22 protein-coding genes and 2 pseudogenes are annotated in these 24,305 nt (G+C 72.4%); 7 read left to right on the top strand and 17 right to left on the bottom strand.

Features of this window, described 5'->3' with window-relative positions; all coding sequences use genetic code 11:
* The first annotated feature begins 1 nt into the window (after nt 1).
* The gene (locus MMR14E_RS05625) at nt 2-934 is read left to right on the top strand and encodes a glycosyltransferase family 2 protein (RefSeq protein WP_331313216.1); all 933 of its coding nucleotides are present in this window, start codon (nt 2-4) and stop codon (nt 932-934) included.
* Nucleotides 935-1,043: 109 nt separating this feature from the next.
* On the opposite strand, the gene MMR14E_RS05620 is transcribed toward MMR14E_RS05625, so the two are convergent.
* From MMR14E_RS05620 to MMR14E_RS05575, 10 genes and pseudogenes are all read right to left on the bottom strand, one after another.
* On the bottom strand, nt 1,044-1,214 hold the full coding sequence (locus tag MMR14E_RS05620; protein ID WP_331313215.1) for a hypothetical protein: 171 nt from the start codon (nt 1,212-1,214) through the stop codon (nt 1,044-1,046).
* 215 nt (nt 1,215-1,429) lie between these two features.
* Entirely contained in the window at nt 1,430-2,560 is a 1,131-nt protein-coding gene (locus MMR14E_RS05615) for an L-talarate/galactarate dehydratase (RefSeq protein WP_331313214.1), read from the bottom strand.
* 201 nt (nt 2,561-2,761) lie between these two features.
* A pseudogene (locus tag MMR14E_RS05610) lies at nt 2,762-3,052 on the bottom strand (SpoIIE family protein phosphatase); the annotation flags it as partial.
* A 241-nt stretch (nt 3,053-3,293) separates the two neighbouring features.
* Nucleotides 3,294-4,139, bottom strand: a complete 846-nt coding sequence (locus MMR14E_RS05605) for a GGDEF domain-containing protein (protein WP_331313212.1) — start codon at nt 4,137-4,139, stop codon at nt 3,294-3,296.
* Nucleotides 4,136-4,525 carry a DUF1987 domain-containing protein gene (locus tag MMR14E_RS05600; protein ID WP_012321503.1) on the bottom strand — a complete coding sequence of 130 codons (390 nt, stop codon included), beginning with the start codon at nt 4,523-4,525 and terminating at the stop codon, nt 4,136-4,138. The genes MMR14E_RS05605 and MMR14E_RS05600 overlap by 4 nt, the downstream gene beginning before the upstream one ends.
* 13 nt (nt 4,526-4,538) lie before the next feature.
* On the bottom strand, nt 4,539-5,093 hold the full coding sequence (locus tag MMR14E_RS05595) for a SiaB family protein kinase (protein WP_331313211.1): 555 nt from the start codon (nt 5,091-5,093) through the stop codon (nt 4,539-4,541).
* A gap of 184 nt (nt 5,094-5,277) precedes the next feature.
* The gene (locus MMR14E_RS05590; RefSeq protein ID WP_331313210.1) at nt 5,278-7,137 is read right to left on the bottom strand and encodes an ABC transporter ATP-binding protein; all 1,860 of its coding nucleotides are present in this window, start codon (nt 7,135-7,137) and stop codon (nt 5,278-5,280) included.
* A gap of 2 nt (nt 7,138-7,139) precedes the next feature.
* Nucleotides 7,140-8,072, bottom strand: a complete 933-nt coding sequence (locus MMR14E_RS05585; protein ID WP_331313209.1) for an ABC transporter permease — start codon at nt 8,070-8,072, stop codon at nt 7,140-7,142.
* Nucleotides 8,038-8,997 (bottom strand): ABC transporter permease, encoded by a 960-nt coding sequence (locus MMR14E_RS05580; RefSeq protein ID WP_331313208.1) that lies wholly within the window; start codon nt 8,995-8,997, stop codon nt 8,038-8,040. Before MMR14E_RS05580 ends, MMR14E_RS05585 begins: the two co-directional genes overlap by 35 nt.
* A 19-nt stretch (nt 8,998-9,016) precedes the next feature.
* Nucleotides 9,017-10,807, bottom strand: a complete 1,791-nt coding sequence (locus MMR14E_RS05575; protein ID WP_331313207.1) for a peptide ABC transporter substrate-binding protein — start codon at nt 10,805-10,807, stop codon at nt 9,017-9,019.
* 329 nt (nt 10,808-11,136) lie between these two features.
* Here MMR14E_RS05575 and MMR14E_RS05570 point away from each other — a divergent pair, with 329 nt between their 5' ends.
* Nucleotides 11,137-12,558, top strand: coding sequence for a M20 family metallopeptidase (locus MMR14E_RS05570; RefSeq protein ID WP_331313206.1), 1,422 nt, complete (start codon nt 11,137-11,139; stop codon nt 12,556-12,558).
* A 12-nt stretch (nt 12,559-12,570) separates the two neighbouring features.
* Here MMR14E_RS05570 and phnE (MMR14E_RS05565) read toward each other — a convergent pair whose 3' ends face one another.
* From phnE (MMR14E_RS05565) to MMR14E_RS05540, 6 genes are all read right to left on the bottom strand, one after another.
* A complete protein-coding gene (gene phnE / locus MMR14E_RS05565; protein ID WP_331313205.1) occupies nt 12,571-13,386 on the bottom strand; it encodes a phosphonate ABC transporter, permease protein PhnE in 816 nt (271 codons plus the stop codon).
* Nucleotides 13,383-14,192 carry a phosphonate ABC transporter, permease protein PhnE gene (gene phnE, locus MMR14E_RS05560; protein ID WP_331313204.1) on the bottom strand — a complete coding sequence of 270 codons (810 nt, stop codon included), beginning with the start codon at nt 14,190-14,192 and terminating at the stop codon, nt 13,383-13,385. The genes phnE (MMR14E_RS05565) and phnE (MMR14E_RS05560) overlap by 4 nt, the downstream gene beginning before the upstream one ends.
* A complete protein-coding gene (phnC, locus tag MMR14E_RS05555) occupies nt 14,189-15,019 on the bottom strand; it encodes a phosphonate ABC transporter ATP-binding protein (protein ID WP_331313203.1) in 831 nt (276 codons plus the stop codon). The genes phnE (MMR14E_RS05560) and phnC overlap by 4 nt, the downstream gene beginning before the upstream one ends.
* Nucleotides 15,019-16,041, bottom strand: coding sequence for a phosphate/phosphite/phosphonate ABC transporter substrate-binding protein (phnD, locus tag MMR14E_RS05550; protein ID WP_331313202.1), 1,023 nt, complete (start codon nt 16,039-16,041; stop codon nt 15,019-15,021). The genes phnC and phnD overlap by 1 nt, the downstream gene beginning before the upstream one ends.
* Before the next feature lie 187 nt (nt 16,042-16,228).
* Nucleotides 16,229-16,741, bottom strand: coding sequence for a cytochrome P460 family protein (locus tag MMR14E_RS05545; protein ID WP_331313201.1), 513 nt, complete (start codon nt 16,739-16,741; stop codon nt 16,229-16,231).
* A gap of 65 nt (nt 16,742-16,806) precedes the next feature.
* Complete coding sequence (locus MMR14E_RS05540; protein ID WP_331313200.1) at nt 16,807-17,916, bottom strand: alpha/beta hydrolase; 1,110 nt, start codon at nt 17,914-17,916, stop codon at nt 16,807-16,809.
* Between the two features lie 203 nt (nt 17,917-18,119).
* Between MMR14E_RS05540 and MMR14E_RS05535 the strand changes: the two genes are divergently transcribed.
* Entirely contained in the window at nt 18,120-19,697 is a 1,578-nt protein-coding gene (locus MMR14E_RS05535; protein WP_331313199.1) for a winged helix-turn-helix domain-containing tetratricopeptide repeat protein, read from the top strand.
* 44 nt (nt 19,698-19,741) lie between these two features.
* On the opposite strand, the gene MMR14E_RS05530 is transcribed toward MMR14E_RS05535, so the two are convergent.
* The gene (locus tag MMR14E_RS05530; RefSeq protein ID WP_287080272.1) at nt 19,742-20,638 is read right to left on the bottom strand and encodes a LysR family transcriptional regulator; all 897 of its coding nucleotides are present in this window, start codon (nt 20,636-20,638) and stop codon (nt 19,742-19,744) included.
* Between the two features lie 117 nt (nt 20,639-20,755).
* Between MMR14E_RS05530 and MMR14E_RS05525 the strand changes: the two genes are divergently transcribed.
* From MMR14E_RS05525 to MMR14E_RS05510, 4 genes and pseudogenes are all read left to right on the top strand, one after another.
* Nucleotides 20,756-21,706 (top strand): ABC transporter substrate-binding protein, encoded by a 951-nt coding sequence (locus MMR14E_RS05525; protein WP_331313198.1) that lies wholly within the window; start codon nt 20,756-20,758, stop codon nt 21,704-21,706.
* A pseudogene (locus tag MMR14E_RS05520) lies at nt 21,703-22,567 on the top strand (ABC transporter permease). The gene MMR14E_RS05525 and the pseudogene MMR14E_RS05520 overlap by 4 nt, the downstream one beginning before the upstream one ends.
* On the top strand, nt 22,560-23,342 hold the full coding sequence (locus MMR14E_RS05515) for an ABC transporter ATP-binding protein (protein WP_331313197.1): 783 nt from the start codon (nt 22,560-22,562) through the stop codon (nt 23,340-23,342). The pseudogene MMR14E_RS05520 and the gene MMR14E_RS05515 overlap by 8 nt, the downstream one beginning before the upstream one ends.
* Nucleotides 23,342-24,256 carry a polysaccharide deacetylase family protein gene (locus tag MMR14E_RS05510; RefSeq protein WP_331313196.1) on the top strand — a complete coding sequence of 305 codons (915 nt, stop codon included), beginning with the start codon at nt 23,342-23,344 and terminating at the stop codon, nt 24,254-24,256. Before MMR14E_RS05515 ends, MMR14E_RS05510 begins: the two co-directional genes overlap by 1 nt.
* Nucleotides 24,257-24,305 lie beyond the last annotated feature (49 nt).

Genomic DNA, 24,305 nt, shown 5'->3' with positions numbered 1-24,305 from the left:
GATGCGCCTGTGCATCTGCATCTGCACCTGCGAGCGGCCCGTCGGGCTGGCGCGCCTGCTCAAGGCCCTGGACCAGCAGCGGCTCGGCAGCCTCGCCGAGACCGCCCTGCGCATCCTGATCATCGACAACGGGCGCAGCCGCGCCGCCGTCCCGGTGGTCGAGGCCTACCGGGCGACCGGCCGCTTTCCCGTCACCTACGCCCGGGAGGAGACCCGCGGCCTCGCGGCGGTCCGCAACCGCAGCCTCGCGGAGGCCTCCGCGGCCGGCGCCGAGTGGGTCGCGCTGATCGACGACGACGAGTTTCCCGACCGCGACTGGCTCCGCAACCTGCTCGAGACCGCCCTCACCGCGGGTGTCGCGGCCTGCGTCGGGCCGGTCGTGCCGTTCTTCGATCGGGTTCCGCCCGCCTGGGCGGCCGCCGGGGGCTTCTTCGCCAAGCGACTCCCGGTCCGCGACGGCTTCGTGGAGGACGGCTACACCGCCAACGCGCTCCTGGACCTGCGGGTGATCCGGGCGCTGGGCCTGTCCTTCGACATGCGCTTCAACACCATGGGCGGCGAGGACACGTTCTTCTTCCGGGCCCTGATGCTCGCCGGGCACCGGATCGCCTGGGCCGAGACGGCCGTGGTCTACGACAGCATCCCGACGCACCGGATGCGGGTGCGCTGGCTGCTGGCCCGCTGGTACCGCAGCGGCAGCGTCGAGGCCTATCTCGGCCGGCTCCGCCCGGAAACCGTGGGCGGCCGGCTCGCCAACGCGGGCCGCGGCTTCGTGCGCCTCGGCGGCGGCCTGCTACGGCTCGGGGTCGCCGGCCTGTCCCTCAGGCCGGCAACCCTGATCGGCGGCGGCTACACGCTGTGCCGCGGGGCCGGGCTGCTCGCGGCCGTGATCGGCCTGAGCTACCGGGAATACCACCCGTCGCGCTATCGCTAGCCGCGCCGACCGGCCGTACCCGGGCGCGGCAGCAGGACGGGCTGGCCGCCCGCGGGCACGCGCCCGACCGGCCAGCGGACGCCGAAGACCCCGGCGATGAGGTCGTCGGTCAGGACCTCGGCCGCCCGCCGGCGACCAGCCCGCCCCCGTCGAGGACCAGCACCTGCCGGTCCGCGACCGTGCGGCCGGCCTCCAGCTGGCAGAGCACGCGGGCGAACTGCACCCGCGCCTGCTCGCCGCCCGAGAGGGTCGGGTAGGCCCGGTCGGCGAGATGCGCCACGTCGGCCCGCGCGCGGGGAGGGGCCCGGCGCGACGCGCCTATGACGGCGCGCCCGTGGAGACGCCCGGTCGCGGGCCGCGAGGCCCCGACCGATGCCGTCGAGGCCGATCCGGGCGACCTCGGCCGCCGCGAACGGGAAGGCGAGGCGCCAGGGCGGGATCGTCTCCACGGGCGCGCCGTCATAGGCGCGTCGCGCCGGGCCCCTCCCCGCGCGCTCAGCCCAGACTGCCGAACCCGGCGGTCTCGCGCGTCCAGGCCAGCGCCTGCTCGCTCAGGGAGAGGCCGAGGCCCGGCCGGGTCGGCACGCGCATGCGGCCGTCCTCCAGCTCCAGCCGCTCGTTGAACAGCGGCTCCAGCCACTCGAAATGCTCGACCCAGGGCTCCCGCTGCAGCGCGGCGGCGAGGTGGATGTGCAGCTCCATCGAGAAGTGCGGCGCGATCGTCAGACCGGCGAACTCGGCGAGCGCCGCCACCTTGAGGAAGGGCGTGATGCCGCCGACCCGCGGCGCGTCGGGCATCAGGAAGTCGGCGCCGCCCTGGCGGATGAAGTCCCAGTGCTCGGCGACGCTCGTCAGCATCTCGCCGGTGGCGATCGGCGTGTCGAGGGCGGCGGCCAGGGCCGCGTGCCCGGCGGCGTCCAGGCAGTCGAGGGGCTCCTCGATCCAGATCAGGTTGAAGCGCTCGAAGGTCCGGCCCATCCGCGTGGCGGTCGGCCGGTCCCATTGCTGGTTGGCGTCGACCATGAGCGGGAAGGCGTCGCCCAGATGCTCGCGCACCCGCGTGACCCGGCGGATATCCTCGGCCCAGTCCGGCTGGCCGACCTTCAGCTTGATGCCGCCGATGCCCTTCGCCCGGGCGCGGTCGGTGTTGACGAGCAGTTCCTCCAGCGGCGTGTGGAGGAAGCCGCCCGAGGTGTTGTAGCAGCGCACCGAGTCGCGCTGCGCCCCGAGGAGTTTCGCGAGCGACAGGCCGGCCCGCCGCGCCTTGAGGTCCCACAGGGCCACGTCGAAGGCGCCGATCGCCTGGACGGCGAGGCCGCTGCGGCCAGCCGAGGCGCCGGCCCAGGCCAGCGTGTCCCAGGCCTTGGCGATGTCGCTCGGATCCGCCCCGAGGAGCGCCGGGGCGATCTCGCGGGCGTGGGCGAACTGGGCCGGCCCGCCGGCGCGCTTGGAATAGCTGATTCCGAGGCCGCGATGGCCCTCTCGGCTCTCGACCTCGCAGAACAGGATCGCGATCTCGGTCATCGGCTTCTGGCGGCCGGTGAGCACCTTGGCGTCGCTGATCGGGGTCTTCAGCGGCAGGGCGACGGACCGCAGGCGGATCCCGGTGACGGCGTCCTCGGCCATGGCTTCCTCCACGTCTTGTCCGCGCGCGGGCGCGCGCCGGAGGCTCCGGAGGCGGCTCTTGGCGGTGCCTCTCGGCGGCGACCGCGACGGCTCTCCCGGGACCGGGACCAGGAGTGGCGCAGGCCGGACGGCCTGTCCAACGCCATCGTTGGATCGATCGATGCGCACCTGGCATCAATGGCGCCGGGGAGACGGCCGGTCTCAGCCGGCGGCCGTCGCCGTCTCGGAGGGAAACCGGAATGCCACGAGGGTCATGTCGTCCCGTCGGGCCTCAGCGCCGCGATAGGCGTCGAGATCGGCCTCGAGGGCGGCGGCCTGTTCGGCGAGCGGCAGGGCGGCGTGGCGCAGGAGGCTGTCGGCCACGCCGCGCTGGCCGAGGAGTCGCGGTGCCCGGTCCGGCGCCGCGCGGCCCATCTGGTCGGTGATGCCGTCCGTCATCAGGTAGAAGGTGGCGCCCGCCACCGGCACGGCGATGTCCGCGACGACGTCCTCCGGCACCAGCAGATTGAAGTGGATGTTGCCGTCACCGACATGGCCGTAGAACGACAGCCGCGTGCCCGNGGGACGGGGTCGATGTCGGCGAAGCCGAGCCGCGCCAGGGCATCCCCGGTCCGCAGGGGTCGCGCGCCGCGGAGCCCCCCGACGGGACGCGGGCTGTCCAGGGCCGTGTCAGGTCCGCTCACGCGACGTCACTCCATGTCACAGCGGTTCCGCGCGAGGGACGGGCGGCGCCTCAGGTCAGGGACGCGCCCGGCTCTGCCGCGCAGCGCACGCAGTCGCGACCGGCATGCTTGGCGGCGTAGAGCGCCGCGTCGGCCCGCCGGAGCGTCGCCGACATCGACTCGCTCGGGCCGAACGCCGCGAGGCCGATGCTCACCGAGATCGGCAGCGGCCCGTGCTCCAGGCGCACCGGCCGCTGCGCCACCGCGTGGCGGAGCGCCTCGGCGATGACCTGCGCCTCGGCCAGCACGGTGCCGGTGACGAGGATGGCGAATTCTTCGCCGCCCATGCGGCCGATCACGTCGACCGCGCGCAGGCTGTCGCGGCAGGTCTCGACGAAGGCCTTGAGGACCGTGTCGCCCGCGCTGTGGCCGTAGCGGTCGTTGATCAGCTTGAAGCGGTCGAGGTCGAGCATCAGCACGCTGGAGGGCGTGTCGCCCGACTGGGTCCGGGCCCAGACCTCCTCGCAGATCTGCAGGAAGCGGCGGCGCGACAGGGCGTCGGTGAGGTGGTCGGTGTCGGCGAGGCGGCGGAGTTCGCCCTCGAGGCGCGCCCGGTGCTCGATCTCGGCCGAGAGGGCGTCGTTGAGGTGGCGCAGGGCGCGCTGCTGCTCGGCGAGGCGCTGGTTGGCGCGGTGCAGGTCGAGCTGCATCCGGTCGCTGAGCCGCACCAGCCGGCGCTGCTCGTGGTAGCTGCGCCGGTAGGCGCCGGCGAGCTCGCGCACCCCGTCACCGACCTCGGCGAGGCGGGCCAGCATCACCTCGGACCGGCCGAGGACGGCCTCCTCGGTGTCGAACAGGCTGAAGGCATCCGCGGGCTCGGACAGGAGATCGTGGGCCGGCGCCCGGTGCGGGCTCACGCGGGGACGCTCGCGATCATCTCGAACCGGGCATGCGCGAAGTCGGCCGCGAAATCCTCGCCGGCCTCCTGGATCACGTCGTCGTCGGCGCCGAACATCCAGCGGATCGTCACCGGGCGCCCCTCGGCGGCGGCGTCCTCGAGCGGCATGAACAGATTCATCAGCGCCTTGGCGCTCGACGAGTTGAAGTAGGCGAGCGCGACGTCGAAGGTGATCGGGCTCGCCTCGGTCGCCGCGAGGTGGCCGCGCAGGGCCTGCAGCAGCGGGCCGAAGAACGCGGCGGCGTCCTCCGGGTAGGATTCGCCGCGCAGGACGAGCCGCCCCGACGCGAAGTCGAAATCGACCTCGGGCGAGCGCTCGGTCCGGGGCAGCGTGATGCGGTCCATGTCCGTGCGGTCCTCAGATGAAGGCTTTGAGGCAGAACAGGCTGCGCTCCGCGCCCAGATCCTGGAAGTCGTACTCGACTGGGGCGCTCGACCGGCGGGCGATCTCGATCAGCCCGATGCTGCCGCCGAGGCTGCCCTCGTCCGGCGGCTGGCGCAGCTTCTCGCGGTAGACCTTCCTGAGCTCGTCGCTCGACAGGGTGGCGATCTCGTCGAGCCGCTCGCGCAGCCGCGGCACCTCGGTCCTGCCGACCTCGTTGCCGCAGACCACGAAGAACCGGCCCTCCTCGGTGCCGACAGCGATCATGCCGGCGCTGACCCGGGCGGGGCCCGGCGGCTCGGCGGGCGCGACCCTGTCGGCCGAGTAGCGGATCACGTTCTGGGCCTGCTCGACGAAGATCGAGAAGACGCGCTTGGCGACGGCAGCGTCGGTCTCCTCGTGCCGCATGCGCAGCTTCAGCACTTCCCCGAGCGAGAACAGGATGTTCTCCGACAGATCTCCGCCGAACGACAGGATCACGCCGCTGCGCTTCGACGCCTCGTGGAAGGATCTGAAATCGCTCGCGCGCAAGGAAGCCTCTCGACCGCTCGATCGCGGCAACACACCGCGTGTGTAGCGCCTACATTAATGCGGAAATAATCAAAGATTTCTTACTGGTACTGATCGCTTTCTGAGCAAGATTGCACGTATATCGAGCACAACCGCAAGCTTTACGATGGGTCCCGTCGCCGGGCGTGCTTCCGGGCCGCCGGCTTCAGGCGGCCGCGCCCTGGCGGGAACCCGCGTCCCAGTCGTCGCCGCAGTCCTGCACGACGTGGCCGGGCGCGACCTCCCGGTAGAGCCGCTCCGGCGCCACGTAGTCGGGCGCGCGGATCGGGCTGCGGATCTCGTCGTCCGGCAGGGCGTGCCGCTCGCCGCGCCGGGCCGGGTCCGGGACCGGCACGGCGGCCAGAAGCTTCTTGGTGTAGGGGTGCCGCGGGTCGCCGAAGATCGCGGCCCGGGGGCCGATCTCCACGATCTCGCCGAGATACATCACCGCCACCCGGTGGCTCACCCGCTCCACCACCGCCATGTCGTGCGAGATGAACAGGTAGGCGAGGCCGAACTCCGCCTGGAGGTCGAGCATCAGGTTCACGACCTGCGCCTTCACCGAGACGTCGAGCGCCGAGACCGCCTCGTCGGCGACGATCAGGCGGGGATTCAGGGCGAGCGCCCGGGCGATGCAGATGCGCTGGCGCTGGCCGCCGGAGAACTCGTGCGGGAAGCGCCCGGCGGTCTCGGGGGGAAGCCCGACCCGGGCCAGCAGGTCCTCCGCCCGCCGCCGGGCCTCGCGGGGCGGCGCGAGGCGGTTGATCAGCAGCGGCTCCGCCACCGCCGCGCCGACGCTCAGGCGCGGGTCGAGGCTGGCGAACGGGTCCTGGAAGATCATCTGCATGCGCTGGCGGCGGGCGCGCAGGGTCTTCGGATCGAGGCCGGTGACGTCCTCGCCGTCGAGCAGGACCGAGCCCGAGAGCGGCTCGACGAGGCGCAGGATCGACCGGCCGGTGGTGGACTTGCCGCAGCCGGATTCGCCGACGAGCGCCAGGGTCTCGCCGGCCGCGAGGCTGAACGAGACCCGCTCCACCGCGTGCACGCGGCCGGTCACGCGGCCGAGGAGGCCGGAGCGGATGTCGAACCGGGTGGTCAGGTCGCGCACCTCCAGCACCGGGCGCTCGGCGGCCCTGACGGTGTCGGGGGTCTCGGGCGTCGGCGCGGCCAGGCCGGTGGCCCGGTCGACCACCGGGAAGCGCATCGGGCGGGGCCGGCCCGCCATGGTCCCGAGCCGCGGGACCGCGGCCAGCAGCGCCCGCGTGTAGGGCTCGGCGGGGGCGTCGAAGATCCGCGCGGTCGGGCCGGCCTCCACGGCGCGGCCCCGGTACATCACCACGGTGCGGTCGGCGATCTCGGCGACCACCCCCATGTCGTGGGTGATGAACAGGACCGACATGCCCTCCGCGTCCTGCAGGCTCTTGATGAGGTCGAGGATCTGGGCCTGGATCGTGACGTCGAGCGCGGTGGTTGGCTCGTCGGCGATGAGGAGCTTCGGCCGGCAGGCGAGCGCCATGGCGATCATCACCCGCTGGCGCATGCCGCCCGAGAAGCGGTGCGGGTACTCGTGCAGGCGCGACCGGGCGGCCGGGATCCGGACCTTGTCGAGGAGCCGGAGCGCCTCCGCCTCGGCGGCGCTCCGCGACAGGCCCCGGTGCCGGATCAGAGCCTCGGCGATCTGGAAGCCGATGGTCAGGACCGGGTTCAGGGAGGTCATCGGCTCCTGGAAGATCATGGCGATGGAATCGCCGCGCACCCGCCGCATCTCGGACTCGGGGGCGGCGAGGAGCTCGCGGCCTTCGAAGCGCACGCGCCCGCCGATGCGGCTCGCGTCCCGCGGCAGGAGGCGCAGGATCGACAGGGCGCTGACGCTCTTGCCGGAGCCGGATTCGCCCACGAGCGCCACCGTCTCGCGGGGGCCCACGTCGAACGAGACGCCGTGCACGACCTCGCGCCAGCGCCCGTCCGAGCGGAAGGACACGGTGAGGTCGGAGACCGAGAGGATCGGGTCCACCGGATCTGCCATCGCTAGAGGACCCGCCGCGGATCGAGGGCGTCGCGCAAACCGTCGCCGATGAAGTTGATCGACAGCACCGTCAGGAAGATCGCGCCGCCGGGAAACAGCGCCCAGTGGGGCGCGACGTCGAGGTGGTCCTTGGCGTCGAACAGCAGCCGCCCCCAGGTCGGGATGTCGGGCGGGAAGCCGAGCCCCAGGAAGGACAGCGTCGATTCCGCGATGATCGCGGACGAGACCTCGATCGAGGCCGCCACGATCACCGGTCCCAGCGCGTTCGGCAGGATGTGGCGGCGCACGAGGTGCCCGGTCGTCGCCCCCTGCGAGCGGGCCGCCTCCACGAACTCCTTCTCGCGCAAGCTCAGGAACTGCGCCCGCACCAGCCGGGCGACCGGCATCCAGCGCAGGCCCCCGATCACCGCGACGATCATCAGGAACACGCCGCCCTGGCTGCCGAACACGGCCTTCAGGCTGTCGCGGAACAGGTAGATCACGAGGAGCAGCAGCGGCAGTTGCGGCAGGGACAGGAACAGGTCGGTCAGCCACATCAGCACCGGGTCGAGGAACCGGCGCGACATGCCGGCGAGCGCGCCGACCAGCACGCCGATCAGGCTCGCCACCGCCATCGCGGCGAAGCCGACCGCGAGCGAGATCCGGCCGCCGTAGATCATCCGGGCGAGCAGGTCCTGGCCGAGATCGTCGGTGCCGAACGGGTGGTCCCAGGACGGGCCCTGGAGCTGGGCCGCGAAGTCGATGTCGTCGATGGCGACCGGCCAGATCAGGCCGCCGAACACCACGCCGGCGACGAGGAGCGCCAGCACGCCGACGCTGGCGAGCGCCAGCCGGTGCCGCCGGAAGCGCCGCCACGTCTCCCGCCCCGGCGAGGCCGGCGCGCGGGCGACGGGCACCGCCTCATCGGAGGGCGATGCGAGGGTCGAGCCAGCCATAGAGCAGGTCCGCGACGAGGTTGAACAGGATGACAAGGCCGGCGAACACGAAGGTCACCGCCATCACCACCGGCGTGTCGTTGGCCAGCATCGCGTCGATCAGCAGCGAGCCGATGCCGGGGATCCGGAAGATCTGCTCGGTGACGATGGCGCCGCCGAACACCGCCGGGATCTGGAGGGCGACGAGCGTCACCACCGGGATCAGCGCATTGCGGGCGATGTGCCGGCGGGTCACCGTGCCCTCGGTCAGGCCCTTGGCGCGGGCCGTGGTGACGTAGTCGAGGCGGGCGACGTCCAGCGCCGAGGCGCGCACGTACCGGGTGTAGGAGGCGGCCTGGAAGAAGCCCAGCACCGCCACCGGCATGATTGCCTGTCGGACATTCGCCCAGATCCAGGGCAGGCCGGAGCCCGGCAGGTCGGCCTGGTAGACGAAGGGCAGCCAGCCGAGCTTGATCGAGAACAGCAGGATGAACAGCAGGCCGGTGAAGAAGGTCGGCAGCGAGAAGCCCACGAAGGCCAGGGTGTTGGCGACCTGGTCGGCGAGCGAGTAGGGCCGGCGCGCGGCGTAGAGGCCCACCGGCACGGCGATCAGCAGCGCCAGGACCTGCGAGGAGCCGACCACGAACAGGGTCGTGGGCAGCCGCTGCAGGATCAGGGTGTCGACGTTGACCCGGCTCGCGAACGAGAAGCCCCAGTCGCCCTGCAGCATGGCGGTGAGCCAGTGCAGGTAGCGGGTGAGGATCGGGTCATCGAGGCCGAACTTGACGCGGAGCGCCGCCCGGACCTCGGGGGGCACGTTCGGGTTGCTGGCGAGCTCGCCGAACGGGTCGCCCGGCGCGAGCGCCAGGACGGTGAACAGGATCAGGCTGATGCCGAGCAGGCTCGGGATCGCGATCAGGAGGCGTCGCAGGATGTAGGCGCCCATCGGGCGCTTCCCCTGCCGCTCAGGCCTCCCGATACCAGTCGGGCAGGAACGACAGGTCGTTGTCCCAGCCGCTGCGGGGCGCCGTGAGCGTCGCGCCCACCGCCGAGACCTCGGCGCGGTGGATCAGCGGCAGCACGTTCTCGGAGACCGCGAGGTCGTTGCACTTGATCAACAGCGCCGCCCGCTTGACCGGGTCGAGCTCGCTCTGGGCGGCGCTGTAGGCCTCGTCGTAGGCGGCGTTGCGCCAGCGCACGACGTTGCGGCCCTGCCACTTGTTGGCCTTCTGGGCCACCTCCCAGGAGGCGTACATGAGCAGCCAGATCGCCGGATCGGCCTGCGTCATGCTGTAGGCGTACATCTCCATGTCGGCGTAGAAATGCGTGCAGGTGTCGGGGTTGGCCGGGTCGGAGGAGAAGAACACCGAGCCGGTCACCGATTTCAGCTCGATCTCGATGCCGGCCTTGGCGGCCGCCTGCTTGATGATCGCCTGGGTCTTCTGGCGCGGGGCGTTGATCGAGGTCTGGAAGAGGAGCTTAAGCTTCTTGCCGTCCTTGGCGCGGATGCCGTCGGAGCCCTTCGTCCAGCCGGCCTCGTCGAGGAGCGCGTTGGCCTTGGCCGGGTCGAAGGCGAAGCTCGTGGTCTTCGAGACGAAGCGCTCCGGGCCGTTGACCGTGTTGGCGGTGGGCTTGCCGGTGCGTCCGTAGATGTAGGTCTGGATCGACTTGCGGTCGACCAGCAGGTTCATCGCCTGGCACACCTTCGGGTCGGAGAAGGCGGGGTGCTTGGTGGTGATCGCGGCGCGCTCGCCGTCCACCTCGACGTTCGGGTCGGCGGCGTTGAGGAGCAGGAACTCGAGCTTGCCGCCGTAGACCACGTCGACCCGGCCCTTGCCGCCGGTCTCCAGGCGCTTCAACACCTCGTCCTCGATCAGCATGTTCCAGGCGTAGTCGTACTCGCCGGTCTGGAGCACGGCCCGGGCGGCCGAGACCGCGTCGCCGCCGCCCTTCATCTCGACCGTGTCGAAGTAGGGCCGGTTCGGCAGGTGGTAGTCGGGGTTAAGCGCGCCGCGGACGATGTCGCCGGGCCGGAACTCCACGAACCGGTACGGGCCGGTGCCCACCGGGGCGAGGTTCTGGGGCGCGTCCCGGGACTTGGCGCCGCTGTAGGGCCCGAACAGGTGCTTGGGCAGCACCATCCCGACGATGCCGACGTAAGCGTCGCACCAGTAGGGCGTCGGCTTGTCGAACAGGACCCGAACGCTGAGGTCGTCGATCTTCTCGACCTTGCAATCCTTGTAGGAGCCGGCCGTCACCGCCGCGGTGGCGGGGTCGCGGGCATATTCCCAGGTGAAGACGAGGTCGTCGGCGGTGAGCGGCTTGCCGTCGTGCCACTTGACGCCCGGCTTGAGCGTCCAGACCACCGAGCGGCCGTCGGCGGCGAGCGCGCCGTTCTCCTTGGACGGGATCGAGGCGGCGAGCACCGGCACGAGGTTGCCGTCCGGATCCCAGGCGGCGAGCGGCTCGTAGAAGATCCGCGACGCGTCCTGGTCCTTGGTGCCGACGGCGAAATGCGGGTTGATCAGGGTCGGCGCCTGCCACCAGAGCAGCTTGAGTGCGCCGCCGCCGCCGGCCTTGGCCGGCTTGTAGCCGGCCCGGATATCGGCCGCCATCGCGACGCCGTTCCCGGCCAGCATCAGACCGGCCATCGGCGCGGTGAGGCCGACGGCCACCATCCGCTGCACGAAGGCGCGCCGCGACAGGCGGCCGTCCTTCACCCGCCCGATGAGGCCGCGCAGATCCCGCTCGTCCATGTACGCATCCCGTTGACCGCCACGCGCGGCACAGCAACATTCCGGTGGCGGCCTTGGCAAGGGGCGGGCCAGTGACGGTTCAACCGAAACGTGATGTCGGGGATCCGATCCGGATGGTCGGATGGCCGCGGCTCTGCGTCCGCGGACCCGATGCGGCACTCTGCCCGAAGCGCCACACCACCGTCTTTGCGAGCGGAGCGAAGCGATCCAGCAGCGCCACGCTTCCCGAGGGCGCGCAACCCTGGGTCGCTTCGCTGCGCTCGCGATGACGGCGCCGAGCCCGCTATGGTGGCGCGAAGCCGACCACCGGCCTTCCCGGAGACGACACGATGGACAACCGCAACGCCGTGTGGCGCCACGTCGACGCGCAGTCGGAGCGACTGATCGCCCTGTCCGAGCGGGTCTGGGGCATGCCGGAGGTCTGCTACACGGAAGAGCGCTCCTGCGCCGAGCACGTCGCCGAGCTGCGCCACCAGGGCTTCCGGGTCACGGAAGCGGTCGCCGGCATCCCCACCGCCGTGATGGGCGAGGCCGGGGACGGCGGGCCGGTCATCGCCTTCTTGGGCGAGTACGACGCCCTCCCGGGCCTGTCGCAGGAGGCGGGCGTCGCCGAGCACCGGCCGGTGGAGGCGGGCGGCCACGGCCACGGCTGCGGGCACAACCTCCTCGGCTCGGCCGCGCTGCTCGCCGCCACCGCCCTGAAGGACTGGCTCGCCGAGACCGGCACGCCCGGCCGCGTGCGCTACTACGGCTGTCCCGCGGAGGAAGGCGGCGCCGCCAAGGCGTTCATGGTCCGCGCCGGCGCTTTCGCGGATGCCGACATCGCGATCACCTGGCATCCGGGCAGCTTCTGGGAGGTGGCGCCGCCGGTGGCGCTCGCCAACACCCGGGCCGACTTCGTCTTCACCGGCCGCACCGCCCACGCGGCGGCCGCGCCCCATCTCGGGCGCTCGGCGCTGGACGCGGTCGAGCTGATGAGCGTCGGCGTGAACTACATGCGCGAGCACATGCCGTCCGACGCGCGGGTGCATTACGCCTATCTCGACGCCGGCGGCATCGCGCCGAACGTCGTTCAGGCCGGCGCGACGGTGCGCTACTCGATCCGGGCCCGCGACCTGCCGGGCATGCTGGCGCTGGTCGAGCGGGTGAAGAAGATCGCCGAGGGCGCCGCCCTGATGACCGAGACCGCGGTCGAGGTGCGGATCGTCAGCGCGGTGTCGAACCTGCTGGGCAACGATCCCCTGGAGCGGGCGCTGCACGGCGTGATGGAGGAGCTCGGGCCACCGCATTTCGATGAAGCCGACCGGGCCTTCGCCGGCAAGATCCGGGCGACGCTCACCGACGGCGACCTCGATGCCGTGTTCCGCGCCATCGGGATGCCCCGCACCGAGGCACCGCTCGCCGATTTCCTCGTGCCCCTCGACGCGCCGCGCAACCCGGCGGTGGGCTCCACCGACGTCGGCGACGTCAGCTGGGTCGTGCCGACCGTCCAGGCCCACGCGCCCACGGTGGCGATCGGCACGCCGTTCCACACCTGGCAGGTGGTGGCGCAGGGGAAGACCCCGGCGGCTCACAAGGCGATGGTGCAGGTCGCCAAGGCGATGGCCGCGACCGGCGCCCGGGCGGTGACCGACGCGGCCCTGCGCGACGCCGCCAAGGCGGACCTCGCCCGCCGGGTCGGCGCGGCGGGCTACGTCTCGCCGCTGCCGCCGGAGGTCGAGCCGCCCCTCGGCATGTCGCTGGGGCGCTGACGGGGTGGCGGCTCAGAGTGTCCGGGCGCGGAGCGCCGTCACGACGATCTCGGCCAGGATGACGACGCCGAAGATCGCGGCGAGCACCACGGCAACCTGGTCCCAGTAGAGCAGGTTCAGGGCGGTATCGAGCGCGACGCCGATGCCGCCCGCGCCGACCAGCCCCAGCACGGCGGATTCGCGGATGTTGATGTCCCAGCGGAACAGCGCGATCGACCAGAAGGCCGGCTTCACCTGCGGCCAGTAGCCGAGCAGCAGCGTCGACATCCGGCCGGCGCCCGCGGCCTGCAGGGCCTCGATCGAGCCGCGATTGGCCTCCTCCAGCGCCTCGGCGAACAGCTTGCCGGTGAAGCCGACGGAGCGGAGCGCGATCGCCAGGGTCCCGGCGAGCGGCCCCGGTCCGAACACCGCCACGAACAGCAGCGCCCAGACCAGGGAATTCACCGAGCGCGAGGTCACGAACACGAACTTGGCGAACAGGTTCAGCGCGCGGCTGGGCGTGACGTTGCGGGCCGCCATCAGCCCGATCGGCACCGCGATCGCGATGGCGATCAGGGTGCCGAGCGTCGCGATGTGGAGCGTCTCCACCAGCGCCCGCAGGGTCGGCCCGACATAGCCGGCATCCATCGGCCACATCCGGCCGAACAGGTCGGCGAGCTGGTCGGGGGCGTCGTAGAGGAATTCCGGGATCACCTCGATGGTGCGCAGGCTCGCCACGAAGGCCGCCACCGCGCAGAGCGTGAAGGCGAGCCGCGCCAGTCGCTTCCACAGGGGGAAGCGCTGCCAGCGGCGCGGAGGGGCGGGAGCGGACGCGAGGGCGACGCTCACTGGAACACCTTGCGGGCCCAGCCGGAGACGATCTCGGCCACCATGATCAGGGCGACGATGACGATCAGGATCGCCAGCACCACGTCGAAGTCGAAGCGCTGGTAGGCGGTGAACAGCGTCGCGCCGATGCCGCCGCCGCCGACGATGCCCACCATGGTCGAGTTCCGCAGGTTGGAATCGAGCTGGTAGGTGGCGAAGCCGATGAAGCGCGGCAGCACCTGTGGTTGCACGCCCATGATCAGGGTCGACAGGAAGCCGGCGCCGGTCGCCCGCACCGCCTCGACCTGCTTCAGGGAGATCTCCTCGATCGCCTCGGCGAACAGCTTGGCGATGAAGCCCACCGAGGCGACGATCAGCGCCATGACGCCGGCGAGCGCCCCGAAGCCGATCGCCTTCACGAACAGGATCGCCACGATGATCGGGTGGAACGACCGGCAGAGCGCGATCAGGATCCGGGTCGGCCACGTCACCCAGGCCGGCATCAGGTTGCGGGCCGCCATGAAGCCGATCGGCAGGGCGACCGCGATGCCGGCCACCGTGGCGATCACGGCGATCTGCAGGCTCTCGACGATACCCGACTGGATCAGCTCCCAGCGGGAGAAGTTCGGCGGGAACATCCGGGCCAGGAATCGCTGCCCGTGGGCGAGGCCGCCGGCGAAGCGCTCGGGCGAGAAGCCGAGCTGGGTCGCCGCGTAGACCGCGTAGACGGCGAGGAGCGCCCAGCCGGCGCGGGCGGTCCAGTTGGGCCGGAACGCGACGCGGTCGGGGGAAGCGTCCGGGGAGGCCGGGCGGGCGGGCGCGCTCATTCGAGCCAGTTCTCGCCGCCGTAGATGCCGCGCAGGTCGGCCTCGCTCAGCCGGTCCGGCGGCCCGTCATAGACCACGTGCCCGCCCGACATGCCGACGACCCGGGCGGCGAAGCGCTGGGCGAGCGCCACGTTGTGGATGTTGACCACCACCGGTACGCCGCGCTCGGCCGCGAGCCGGGACAGGATCTCCATGATCTCGACGGAGCTCTTCGGGTCGAGGGACGAGGTCGGCTCGTCGGCGAGCACGATCTCGGGCTCCTGCATGATCGCCCGGGCGATGCCGACGCGCTGGCGCTGCCCGCCCGACAGGGCGTCGGCCCGGCGGGTGGCGAAGCCCGCTAGGCCGACCGCGTCGAGGAGGTCGAAGGCGCGGGCGACGTCCGCCTCCGGGAAGCGCCGCAGCCACGCGCGCCACGCCGGCACGTAGCCGAGGCGGCCGCAGAGCAGGTTCTCCATCACCGAGAGGCGCTCGACCAGATTGTACTCCTGGAACACCATCCCGATCCGGCGCCGCGCCCGGCGCAGGGCGGGGCCGGAGAGCCGGGCGAGGTCCTCCCCGCGGAACAGGATCTCCCCCGAGGTCGGCTGGACCAGCCGGTTGATGCAGCGGATCAGGGTGCTCTTGCCGGTGCCGGACGGCCCGATGATCGCCGTGAGCCCGGTGCCCGGCACCACGAGGTCGATACCCTTCAGGACCGGCTGGCCGGCCCGGTACGCCTTGGTCAGCCCGCGGATCACCAGGGCGCGGGGATCCTCCGCCCGGGGATCGCCCTCGGGTCCGGCCGCGACCGCGCGCGCCGCACTCCCCGCCGTCACCGCTTGCATCACGGTTTGGGCGCGCCCGCGGCCTTCTTGCGGGCCGCCTCGGCCTCGCGGGCGGCCTCGCGCTCGTAGGCGACCTTGTTGTACGGCGTGCCCGATTCCTCCGCGACCTTGCGGACGATCGCCCAGTCCTTGAGGTAGGTGATCGGCGCGAACCGGTCGTCGCCCTCGAAATCCTTGACCATGTCGGGCGGGAACCGGAAATCGTAGAAGCACTGCTTCAGCTTCTCGGCGAGTTCCGGCTTCAGATCGTGGGCGTAGGCGAAGCCCGAGGTCGGGAACTTCTCGCTCGTGTAGATCACCCGGTAATCGTCGCCCTTGATCGTGCCACGGGCGACCATCCGGTAGAACACGTCCGAGGCCACCGGGGCGGCGTCGTAGTCTCCGGTGCCGACGCCCAGCGCCGACTTGTCGTGGCCGCCCGAGTAGATGAGCGTGTAGTCCTCGCCGGGCTTCAGCCCCTGCTCGGGGAACAGCGCCTTGGGCGCGAGGTTGCCGGAATTCGACGACGGCGCCGTGTGGGCCACGCGCTTACCCTTGAGGTCGGCCAGCGTCTTGTAGGGGCTGCTCGCCTTGACCACGACGATGAGGTTGTAGCCCTCAGGCCCCTTCTCGGTGCCCTTGGCGGCGAACGGGACCGCGCCGGCCATGTTCACGGCGAAGCCGAGGGGCCCGGTCGAGAAGCCCGCCACCGTGAGCCGGCCGGAGCGCATCGCCTCGATCTCGGCCGAGTTCGACTGGACCGGGTAGTAGACGACGCGCTTGCCCGTGCACTGGCTCAGGTAGGTCGTGAACGGCTTGAACGAGTTCTCGTAGACCGCGGGATCCTCCACCGGCGTGTAGGCGAAGACGATCACGCTCGGGTCGCGGGTCTTGGCCGGGACATCGGCGACGAGGTCCTTGTTGGCGTCGCAGTAGGCGTCGTCGAGCTGGCCGCGATTGGGGCACTCGTCGGCCCTGAGGGGCGAGAGGGAACCGAAGCCGCAGAGCAGCGCCAGGGCTGCGCCATATCGGGCGATCGTCACGCGCTATCCTCCCTGCGGGGCCGTGCCTCGGGCCGGCGCCGTCATGTCCCCGCCCGGTCCGGGCCGAGCTTGAGCCGGCAAAGGTGTAGGCGCCGGCTGACGGGAGACGCAAGGCGCGGCATCGAGCGGAAGTTGAGGGAAGCGGCGCGCTGACAGGCCGCTGCGGCCGTCCGGGCGGCGGCCCGCGTCAGGGCGCGAGCCGCGTGAACACGTAGTCGTGGTCCCGGACATTCGCGCTGTGGCAGGCGAAGCAGGTCTCGTGCTGGGCCGCGTCCGCGGGCTTGCCGTCGACGAAGCGGCCGAACCCCCAGCCCCCCGTCGCCGCGTAGCGCCGCGAATCCTTCACCATGACCTGGACCGTCGTGGCGCCACCGGGCACGAAGGCCGGGGCGAACTCCGCGGACGGCACCCGGGACCAGGCGCGCTTCACCAGCACCGTCCCGTCCGGGAACGGCAGGGTGCCGGACCGGTAGGCGTCCAGCGCCCGCGCGTTGCCGACGACGGCGCGCAGCTCGTCGAGGGCCCCGGTCTCCTGCGCGACGCCGACGAGCTGCCAGTCGCGGTACCCGTCCGGGACGGTGACGCCGTAGATCGGCGAGGCCGACGGGGCGGTCCCGGGATCCACGGCGCGCGCCGCGGAGCCTTCCAGAAGCAGGCCGCCAGCGAGCAGGGCCGGCAGCGCGACAGCCAGGAACCGCATGGCAACCTCCGTCATCGTCTCGGGATGATCGTGTGTCCGGGGATGATCCGGCCGCGCCGGCGCGGTCAGGCCGCGGCCGCGTCGATCACGGCCTGCGCGAAGACGCGCGGGGCCTCCTGCGGGAGGTTGTGGCCGATCCCACCGGTGATCAGCCGGTGCGCGTAGCGCCCGGTGAACTTGGCCGCGTAGCTGGCGGGGTCCGGATGCGGGGCGCCGTTCGCGTCGCCCTCCAGGGTGATGGTCGGCACGCCGATCGTGGGCGCCTGCGCGAGGCGGCTCTCCAGCGCGTCGTACCGGCGCTCGCCCTCGGCGAGGCCCATCCGCCAGCGGTAATTGTGGATGACGATGCTGACGTGATCCGGGTTGTCGAGGGCCGGGGCGCTCCGCGCGAAGGTGGCGTCGTCGAAGCGCCAGCGCGGCGAGGCGGTCTGCCAGATCAGCTTGGCGAAGTCGGCGCGGTAGGCCTCGTAGCCGGCCCGTCCCCGGCTGGTGGCGAAGTAGAACTGGTACCACCAGGACAGCTCGGCCCGCGGCGGCAGCGGCTTCTTGCCGGCCTCCTGGTTGCCGATCAGGTAGCCGCTGACCGCCACCAGCGCCCGGCACCGCTCCGGCCACAGCGCCGCGACGATGTCGGCCGTCCGCGCGCCCCAGTCGAAGCCGCCCAGGACGGCCTGGGGGATCTTCAGGGCGTCCATCAGGGCGATGACGTCCACCGCGAGTGCCGCCTGCTCGCCGTTCCGGACCGTGTCCGATGCCAGGAAGCGGGTGGTGCCGTAGCCGCGCAGGTACGGCACGATCACCCGGTGCCCGGCCGCCGCGAGGATCGGCACGACCTCCGCGAAGGCGTGGATGTCGTAGGGCCAGCCGTGAAGCAGGATGACCGCCGGCCCGTCGGCGGGACCGGCCTCGACGTAGCCGACGTCGAGCACGCCGGCCTCGACCTGCTTCAGGACGCCCGGCATGGCGCCGGGGACCAGGGCGCCGGGGACCAGGGCGCCGGGGACCAGGGCGCCGGGGACCAGGGCGCCGGGGACCGGGGCGCCGGGGGCCGGGGCACCCTGCGCCCGCGCGGTCCCGCCGAGGCCGAGCTCGGCGAGGGCGGCGGTGGCCACCGCGCTCTTCAGGAGGCGGCGGCGGCTCCAGGCGGCTGTGTCGGGATCGGTCTCGCGGGCCATGGACGGCTCCCTCGTCGGAAAGACTTCGATGGAGCGAAACCTATCCCGATGCTCGACACCGCGCTTTGAGAGGGCCTTGAGGACACCTTCAGAGGCCCATGATTTATGCCCGCCCGGGCCCGTGCTAGAGCGCCCTCCGCCGCGGAGACCGGTTCGGTGAGCAGGGCGCGGAACGCGGACATGGCCCCGCCCAGGAACGCCCCGTGATCTACCGGTTCGGACCCTTCACCCTAGATGCCGCCCGGCGCGAGCTCAGCCGGGACGGCGCCGAGATCGCCGTCGAGCCGCAGGTCTTCGACCTCCTGCGGGTGCTGATCGAGCGGCGCGACAGGGTGGTCAGCCGCGACGACCTGCTGGAGGCGGTCTGGAACGGGCGCATCGTCTCCGAGGCGACCCTCGGCAGCCGGATCAATGCGGCCCGGTCGGCGATCGGCGACACCGGAACCGAGCAGCGCTGGATCCGGACGCTCCCGCGCAAGGGCGTGCGCTTCGTCGGCGCCGTGCGGGAGGCCGCATCGGAGGTCTCGCCCGGGATCGCTCCGGAAGACGCGGCGGAGCCGGACGTCACGTGGCGCACCGGGCCGCGCCTGCCCGCGGTGGCGGTCCTGCCCTTCACCAACATGAGCGCGGATCCGGATCAGGCCTACTTCGCCGACGGGATCACCGAGGAGATCATCACGGCGCTGTCCCGCGTCAGCGGCCTGTTCGTGATCGCGCGCAACTCGACCTTCACCTACCGGGGCGCGGCGATCGACGTGCGCCGGGTCGGGCAGGAGCTCGGCGTCGGCTACGTGGTCGCCGGCAGCGTGCGCCGCGGCGGGTCGCGCCTGCGGATCACCGGCCAGTTGGTCGATGCCGGGACCGGCGCCCATCTCTGGGCCGACAGCTTCGACGGCGGGCTCGACGACGTCTTCGCCCTGCAGGAGCGGGTCGCCGCGCGCGCCGCCGCCGCGATCGAGCCCACCCTCCAGCTGGCGGAGATCGGCCGGCTCGGGCGCGACGCGCCGGCCCATCCGGACGCCTACGACCGGCTGCTCCGGGCCAATGCCCGGCTGGCCGACTTCACCGCCGCCGGCATGGCGGCCGCGCTCGATCACCTGGACGAGGCCCTGGCGCTCGATCCGGGCTACGCACCGGCGATGGCCGCGGCGGCCTATTGCCGGGCGCAGTGCCATGTCCAGGGCTGGATCGCGCAGGGCGACGCGGAGCGCGCGGCGGCCGTGCGGCTGGCCTGGGGCGCGGTCGAGCGCGCGCCCGGGGACGCGCAGGTGCTGTGGATGGCGGCCTTCGCGGTCTGGAACATGTCGGAGACCGGGCGGGACCGGGCGCGCGACCTGTTCGGCCGCGCGCTGCTCGTCAACCCGAACTCCGCCCTGGCGCTCACCCTCGCGGGCTGGATCGAGACCATGTGCGGCCGCGCGGAGGCGGGGCGCGCCATGGTCGAGCGGGCGCTGCAGCTCAACCCGCGGGATCCGCGCGGCTGGCTGATGTCGGGCGTGATGGCGGTCGCGGCGGTCAGCGAGGCCGACTATCCCGAGGCGATCCGGTGGGCCGAGCGGGCGCTGGCGCAGAACCGGCGCTTGGCCGTCGCCCTGCGGGCGCTCGCCGTGGCCCATGTCGGGCTCGGCCAGCCGGAGCGCGCCCGGCAGGCGGTCGCCGAGCTCCTGGCGATCGAGCCCGGATTGACGGTCTCGGGCTTCCTGGCGCGGATCCCCTTCCCGGTCGCCGCCCTGGGGCAGCGATACGCCGCGGCGCTGGCCGAAGCCGGCCTGCCCGCCTGAGCGGGGCGCCGGTCAGGCCCCGTCCCGGTGAGGCCTCTTCCCGGTCAGGCCCCTTCCCGGTTCAGCCGGACGACGAGCTGATCGGCGAACTTGGCGGCGGCCACCGAAAGCGAGCGCCCGCGCAGCTGCGCCAGGACCAGCGTCATCGGGGTGAGGTCGCGGGTGTCGATCGGCCGGCTGTGCAGGCGCGGATCCTCCGGGATGCCGCTGGGCACCTGCAGGCTGACCACGTCCTCCCGCAGGGTGAGGTTGCGCAGGAACTCCAGCGAGCCCGACTCCACGACCGGCCGCAGCTCGACGCCCCGCCGGGCCAGCGCGTGCTCGATGTGGTGGCGGATGGCGAGCGATCGGTCGGGCAGCGCCAAGGCGTGCGCGAGACAGTCGCGCAGCCGCACCGGCCCGCTCTCCGCCGCCAGCGCGTGGCCCCGGCGCATCAGCGCGCACAGGGTCTGGTGGCCGGAATAGAGCGGGTGCAGCTCCGCCGAGGGCGGCGGCTGCAGGATCAGGGCGAGGTCGGCCTCAAAGGCCGCGAGCGCGGTGACCGCCTGGGCATGGTCGCGGACCTGCACGGTGAAGCCGACTTGCGGGAAGCGGGCGCGGTAGGCCTCGACCTCCTCGGGCACCACCTGGGTGACGAAGGCCTGGCTGCAGGCGAGCGCCACGTGACCCCGGCGCACCCCCGACAGATCGGCGATCTGCGAGCGGACCCGGTCGAGATCGGCCGCCTGGTCACGGATGTGCCGGGCGAAGAGCTCGCCGGCCGCGTTGAGCCGCATCCCCTGCGGCAGGCGCTCGAAGATCGGCGTGCCGAGCTCGTATTCGAGATCCTGGATCTGCCGCGTCAGGGCCGAGGGCGTCAGATTCAGCCGCTCCGCAGCGCGCCGGATCGAGCCGGCGCGGGCGACTTCGGCGACGTAGGTGACGGTGCGCAGGTGCTTCACGCCCACACCCTGCCCGGCCGTTGCCCGCAAGGCAACAGCACGCTCAAAAAATAGCACTTCCTCGCAACAGGCGCCGCCCGTAGCGTCGGCACATCGGGACCCTTCAGGAGCCGTTCGATGATCCGCCGCCGCACCCTCCTGGCCGGTCTCGGGGCCGGCCTCGCCCTCGGGCCCCTGGACCGGGCCCGCGCCCAGGGCGCGCCCGTCACGATCCGGATGGGCTCGCTCAAGCTGATCCACTCGATCGCGCCGAGCTTCTACGCGCGCTTCACCCCGCCCGGGGTGAACGTGGAGGTGGTGCCCTTCGAGAGCCCGACCGAGTGCAAGAACGCCGTGGTCACCAAGTCGGTGGATTTCGGCACCTTCGGCATCGCCGCCGCGACGCTGGGCGCCGCCGCCGGCGAGCCGCTCGTGGTGATCGCTTCCACCTGCAACCGCGGGATGGCGGTGATCGCCAAGAAGGGCTCCGACATCCACGCCATCAAAGACCTGCGCGGCAAGCGCGTCGCGATCTGGCCCGGCAGCACCCAGGAGGTCTTCGTCCTGGAGCGGATGCGCATGGAGGGCCTGTCCGTGAAGGACATCACCCCGGTGCGCGTATCGTTCTCGGAGATGCACATCGCGCTCGCCCGCGGCGACGTCGACGCCTATGTCGGCGCCGAGCCGGGCCCCGGCGTCAGCCTCGCCTCGGGCGTCGGCCAGCTCGTCGAGTACCCCTACGGCACCGAGATGGGCGCGCTGAACATGGTGTTCGGCGCCCACCGCGACACGTTGGCCGAGCGGCCGGACCTCGTCCGGACCATGCTGGAGATCCACCGCAAGGCGACGGACTTCGCGGCCGGCGACCGCGACGCGATGATCGCCATGGCGGTGGCGAAGCTCGGGCAGAAGCGCGAGGCGCTCGAGCTCTCGGCCCCGAACGTCGAGCTGACCTGGCGCCTCGGGCCGAACGAGATCCGGCAGGCCGACGCCTACGCGCAGCACATGCTCGCGCTCAAGCAGATCAAGCGGCTGCCGGAGCCCGGCTTCATCGACACCCGCTTCGTCGACGCGCTGGGGCGGGCGTGAGCACCGGCATCGAGGCCGGCGCCCTGCCGGCGGCGGTGACGCCGGCGCCCGCCCGCCGGCCGGGCCGGATCCGGGCCCGGGCTCGCCCACCTGCGCCGGCTGGCGCTCGCCTGCGTGGTGCCGGCTGCGCTCGTCGCGGTCTGGCAGGTCACCACCGCGGGCCGGCCCTACAGCCTGATCCCGCCGCCCGCGGAGGTCTGGGCCGAGATGCGGGACCTCGCCGTCGGCGGCGTCAACGACGACGCCTTCAGCGGCACGCTCTGGACCCATCTCGCGGCCTCGCTGAGCCGGGTCTATGGCGGCTTCGCGCTGGCGGCCGCGGCCGCCCTGCCGCTCGGCCTGCTGATCGGCCGCGTGCCCCTGATCCGGGCGCTGCTCGACCCCGTCCTGCAGGTGCTGCGGCCCGTGCCGGTCACCGCATGGCTGCCGCTCGCCATGATCCTGTTCGGCCTGGGGCCGCGCTCGGCCTTCTTCCTCGTATTCCTCGGGGCGTTCTACCCGATCCTGGTCAACACCGTGTTCGGGGTCCGCTCGGTGGAGCCGCGCCTGTTCGAGGCGGCCGCGATGCTCGGCTGCACCGGGCCGGCGCAGTTCGTCCGCGTGGTGCTGCCGGCGGCGCTGCCGTCGATCTTCACCGGCCTGAGGCTGGGGCTGGGCTTCGCCTGGGTGGTGATCGTGGTCGGCGAGATGACCGGCGTCCAGACCGGCCTCGGCGCGATCATCATGGAGGCGCGCCAGCTCTCGCGCACCGAGATCGTGATCTGCGGCATGGCGGTGATCGGAGTCGCGGGCTTCGTCTCCGACTGGCTGGTCATGCAGCTCGGCCGCCGGCTGCTCGCCTGGAGCCCCACCCATGGCTGACCCCACGATCCCGATCCTCGACATGAGGGGGGTCTCCAAGACCTACGCGGCGGGCGGGCGCCGGACCGAGGCCCTGCGCGAGGCGAACCTCACGGTCGCCCGGGGCGAATTCGTCTGCCTGCTCGGCGCCTCGGGCTGCGGGAAGTCGACGCTGCTGCGGGTCGCCGCCGGCTTCGAGGCGCCGAGCGCCGGGGAAGCCCTGATGTGGGGCAAACCGATCGCCGGGCCGGGACCGAGCCGCGGCATGGTCTTCCAGGATTACGGCCTGTTCCCCTGGCTCAGCGTGCGCGACAATATCGGCTTCGGCCCGAAATCCCGCGGGCGGCCCGCCGCCGAGGTGCGCGACATCGCTGAGCGCTATGTCGCCCTGGTCGGCCTCCAGGCCTTCGCCGACGCCTACCCGCACCAGCTCTCGGGCGGGATGAAGCAGCGCGTCGCCATCGCCCGGGTGCTCGCCAACGAGGCCGAGGTCGTGCTGATGGACGAGCCCTTCGGGGCGCTCGACGCCATGACTCGCGAGCGCCTGCAGGACGAGCTGCTCGACCTCTGGTCGCGGACCGGGCTGACGATCCTGTTCGTCACCCACGCCATCGAGGAGGCGATCTTCCTGGCCGACCGCATCGTGATGATGTCGCCCGGCCCCGGCCGGATCGAGGCGATCCACCCGGTCGAGCTGCCGCGGCGGCGCGACGTGTCGAGCCCGGCCTTCAACGACCTGCGCCGGATGCTCGCGGCCCAGCTCCACAGCCACCACGCCCCGCGGGCCGCCGCCTGATGGACACCGCGCCCGACGATCCCCGCCGGCCCGAGAATCGCCTCGCCTACCGCGCCGCCGTGGACCGGCCGCGCCTGACCCTGCCCGGGGGCAAGCACGTCGCCGTCTGGCCGGTGGTCAACGTCGAGCACTGGCTGATCGATAACCCGATGCCGCGCCAGATCCTGGTGCCGCCGACCGCGGCCAGCCTGCTGCCGGACATCCCGAACTGGGCGTGGCACGAGTACGGGATGCGGGTCGGGTTCTGGCGCTTCCTCGAGGCGTTCGAGCGCCGCGGAATCCGCCCGACGCTGTCGATCAACGGCTCGGTCTGCAAGGCCTATCCCCGCATTGCCGAGGCCGCCCACGCGGCCGGCTGGGAATTCATGGCCCACGGCTTCCACCAGGTCCCGACCCACAGGGTCGCGGACCAGCCCGAGATGATCGCCCGCACGATCGCCGCGATCACCGAGACCACGGGGCGCCCGCCGCGCGGCTGGCTGGGACCGGGCCTCACCGAGACCCTCGACACGCCCGACCACCTGCGCGCGGCCGGCCTCGCGTACGTCGGCGACTTCGTGGTCGACGACCGCCCCTGCCGGGTGGCGACGCGCACGGGCGACCTCGTCGCCCTCCCCTACTCGGTCGAGCTCAATGACATCCCGCTTCTGGCCATCCAGCACCATCGGGCCGACGAGTTCGTGGAGCGGGCGCTCGCCCATCTCGACCGGCTCGCCGCCGAGGCCGCCGGCGCCGGCCCGCTCGGCGGCGCCAAGGTGATGAGCTTCGCGATCCACCCCTACATCACCGGCGTCCCGCACCGGATCGGCCTGCTGGAGCGGCTGCTCGACGCCATCCTGGCGCGCAGCGACGCGGTGTTCATGCAGGGGACCGAGATCCTCGACTGGTACCGCGCCACCGGCGACGCGTCCTGAGCCGTCCGGCCGCGTCGGGCCCCGAGCGAGAAAAGCCGTCCGGTCCACC

Origin of the sequence: Methylobacterium mesophilicum, from assembly GCF_036441335.1 — a bacterium.
Classification (GTDB): Bacteria; Pseudomonadota; Alphaproteobacteria; order Rhizobiales; family Beijerinckiaceae; genus Methylobacterium; species Methylobacterium mesophilicum_B.
Note: the sequence above shows the minus strand (reverse complement) of the source record. Positions and strands in the feature narration are given on the sequence as shown.

Coding starts and splice junctions, on each gene's coding strand:
- MMR14E_RS05625 (WP_331313216.1), top strand. CDS start 2: ATGCGCCTGTGCATCTGCATCTGCACCTGCGAGCGGCCCGTCGGGCTG.
- MMR14E_RS05615 (WP_331313214.1), bottom strand. CDS start 2,560: ATGGCCGAGGACGCCGTCACCGGGATCCGCCTGCGGTCCGTCGCCCTG.
- MMR14E_RS05600 (WP_012321503.1), bottom strand. CDS start 4,525: ATGGACCGCATCACGCTGCCCCGGACCGAGCGCTCGCCCGAGGTCGAT.
- MMR14E_RS05590 (WP_331313210.1), bottom strand. CDS start 7,137: ATGGCAGATCCGGTGGACCCGATCCTCTCGGTCTCCGACCTCACCGTG.
- MMR14E_RS05585 (WP_331313209.1), bottom strand. CDS start 8,072: ATGGCTGGCTCGACCCTCGCATCGCCCTCCGATGAGGCGGTGCCCGTC.
- MMR14E_RS05580 (WP_331313208.1), bottom strand. CDS start 8,997: ATGGGCGCCTACATCCTGCGACGCCTCCTGATCGCGATCCCGAGCCTG.
- MMR14E_RS05575 (WP_331313207.1), bottom strand. CDS start 10,807: ATGGACGAGCGGGATCTGCGCGGCCTCATCGGGCGGGTGAAGGACGGC.
- MMR14E_RS05570 (WP_331313206.1), top strand. CDS start 11,137: ATGGACAACCGCAACGCCGTGTGGCGCCACGTCGACGCGCAGTCGGAG.
- phnE (WP_331313204.1), bottom strand. CDS start 14,192: ATGAGCGCGCCCGCCCGCCCGGCCTCCCCGGACGCTTCCCCCGACCGC.
- phnC (WP_331313203.1), bottom strand. CDS start 15,019: ATGCAAGCGGTGACGGCGGGGAGTGCGGCGCGCGCGGTCGCGGCCGGA.
- MMR14E_RS05545 (WP_331313201.1), bottom strand. CDS start 16,741: ATGCGGTTCCTGGCTGTCGCGCTGCCGGCCCTGCTCGCTGGCGGCCTG.
- MMR14E_RS05540 (WP_331313200.1), bottom strand. CDS start 17,916: ATGGCCCGCGAGACCGATCCCGACACAGCCGCCTGGAGCCGCCGCCGC.
- MMR14E_RS05525 (WP_331313198.1), top strand. CDS start 20,756: ATGATCCGCCGCCGCACCCTCCTGGCCGGTCTCGGGGCCGGCCTCGCC.
- MMR14E_RS05515 (WP_331313197.1), top strand. CDS start 22,560: ATGGCTGACCCCACGATCCCGATCCTCGACATGAGGGGGGTCTCCAAG.
- MMR14E_RS05510 (WP_331313196.1), top strand. CDS start 23,342: ATGGACACCGCGCCCGACGATCCCCGCCGGCCCGAGAATCGCCTCGCC.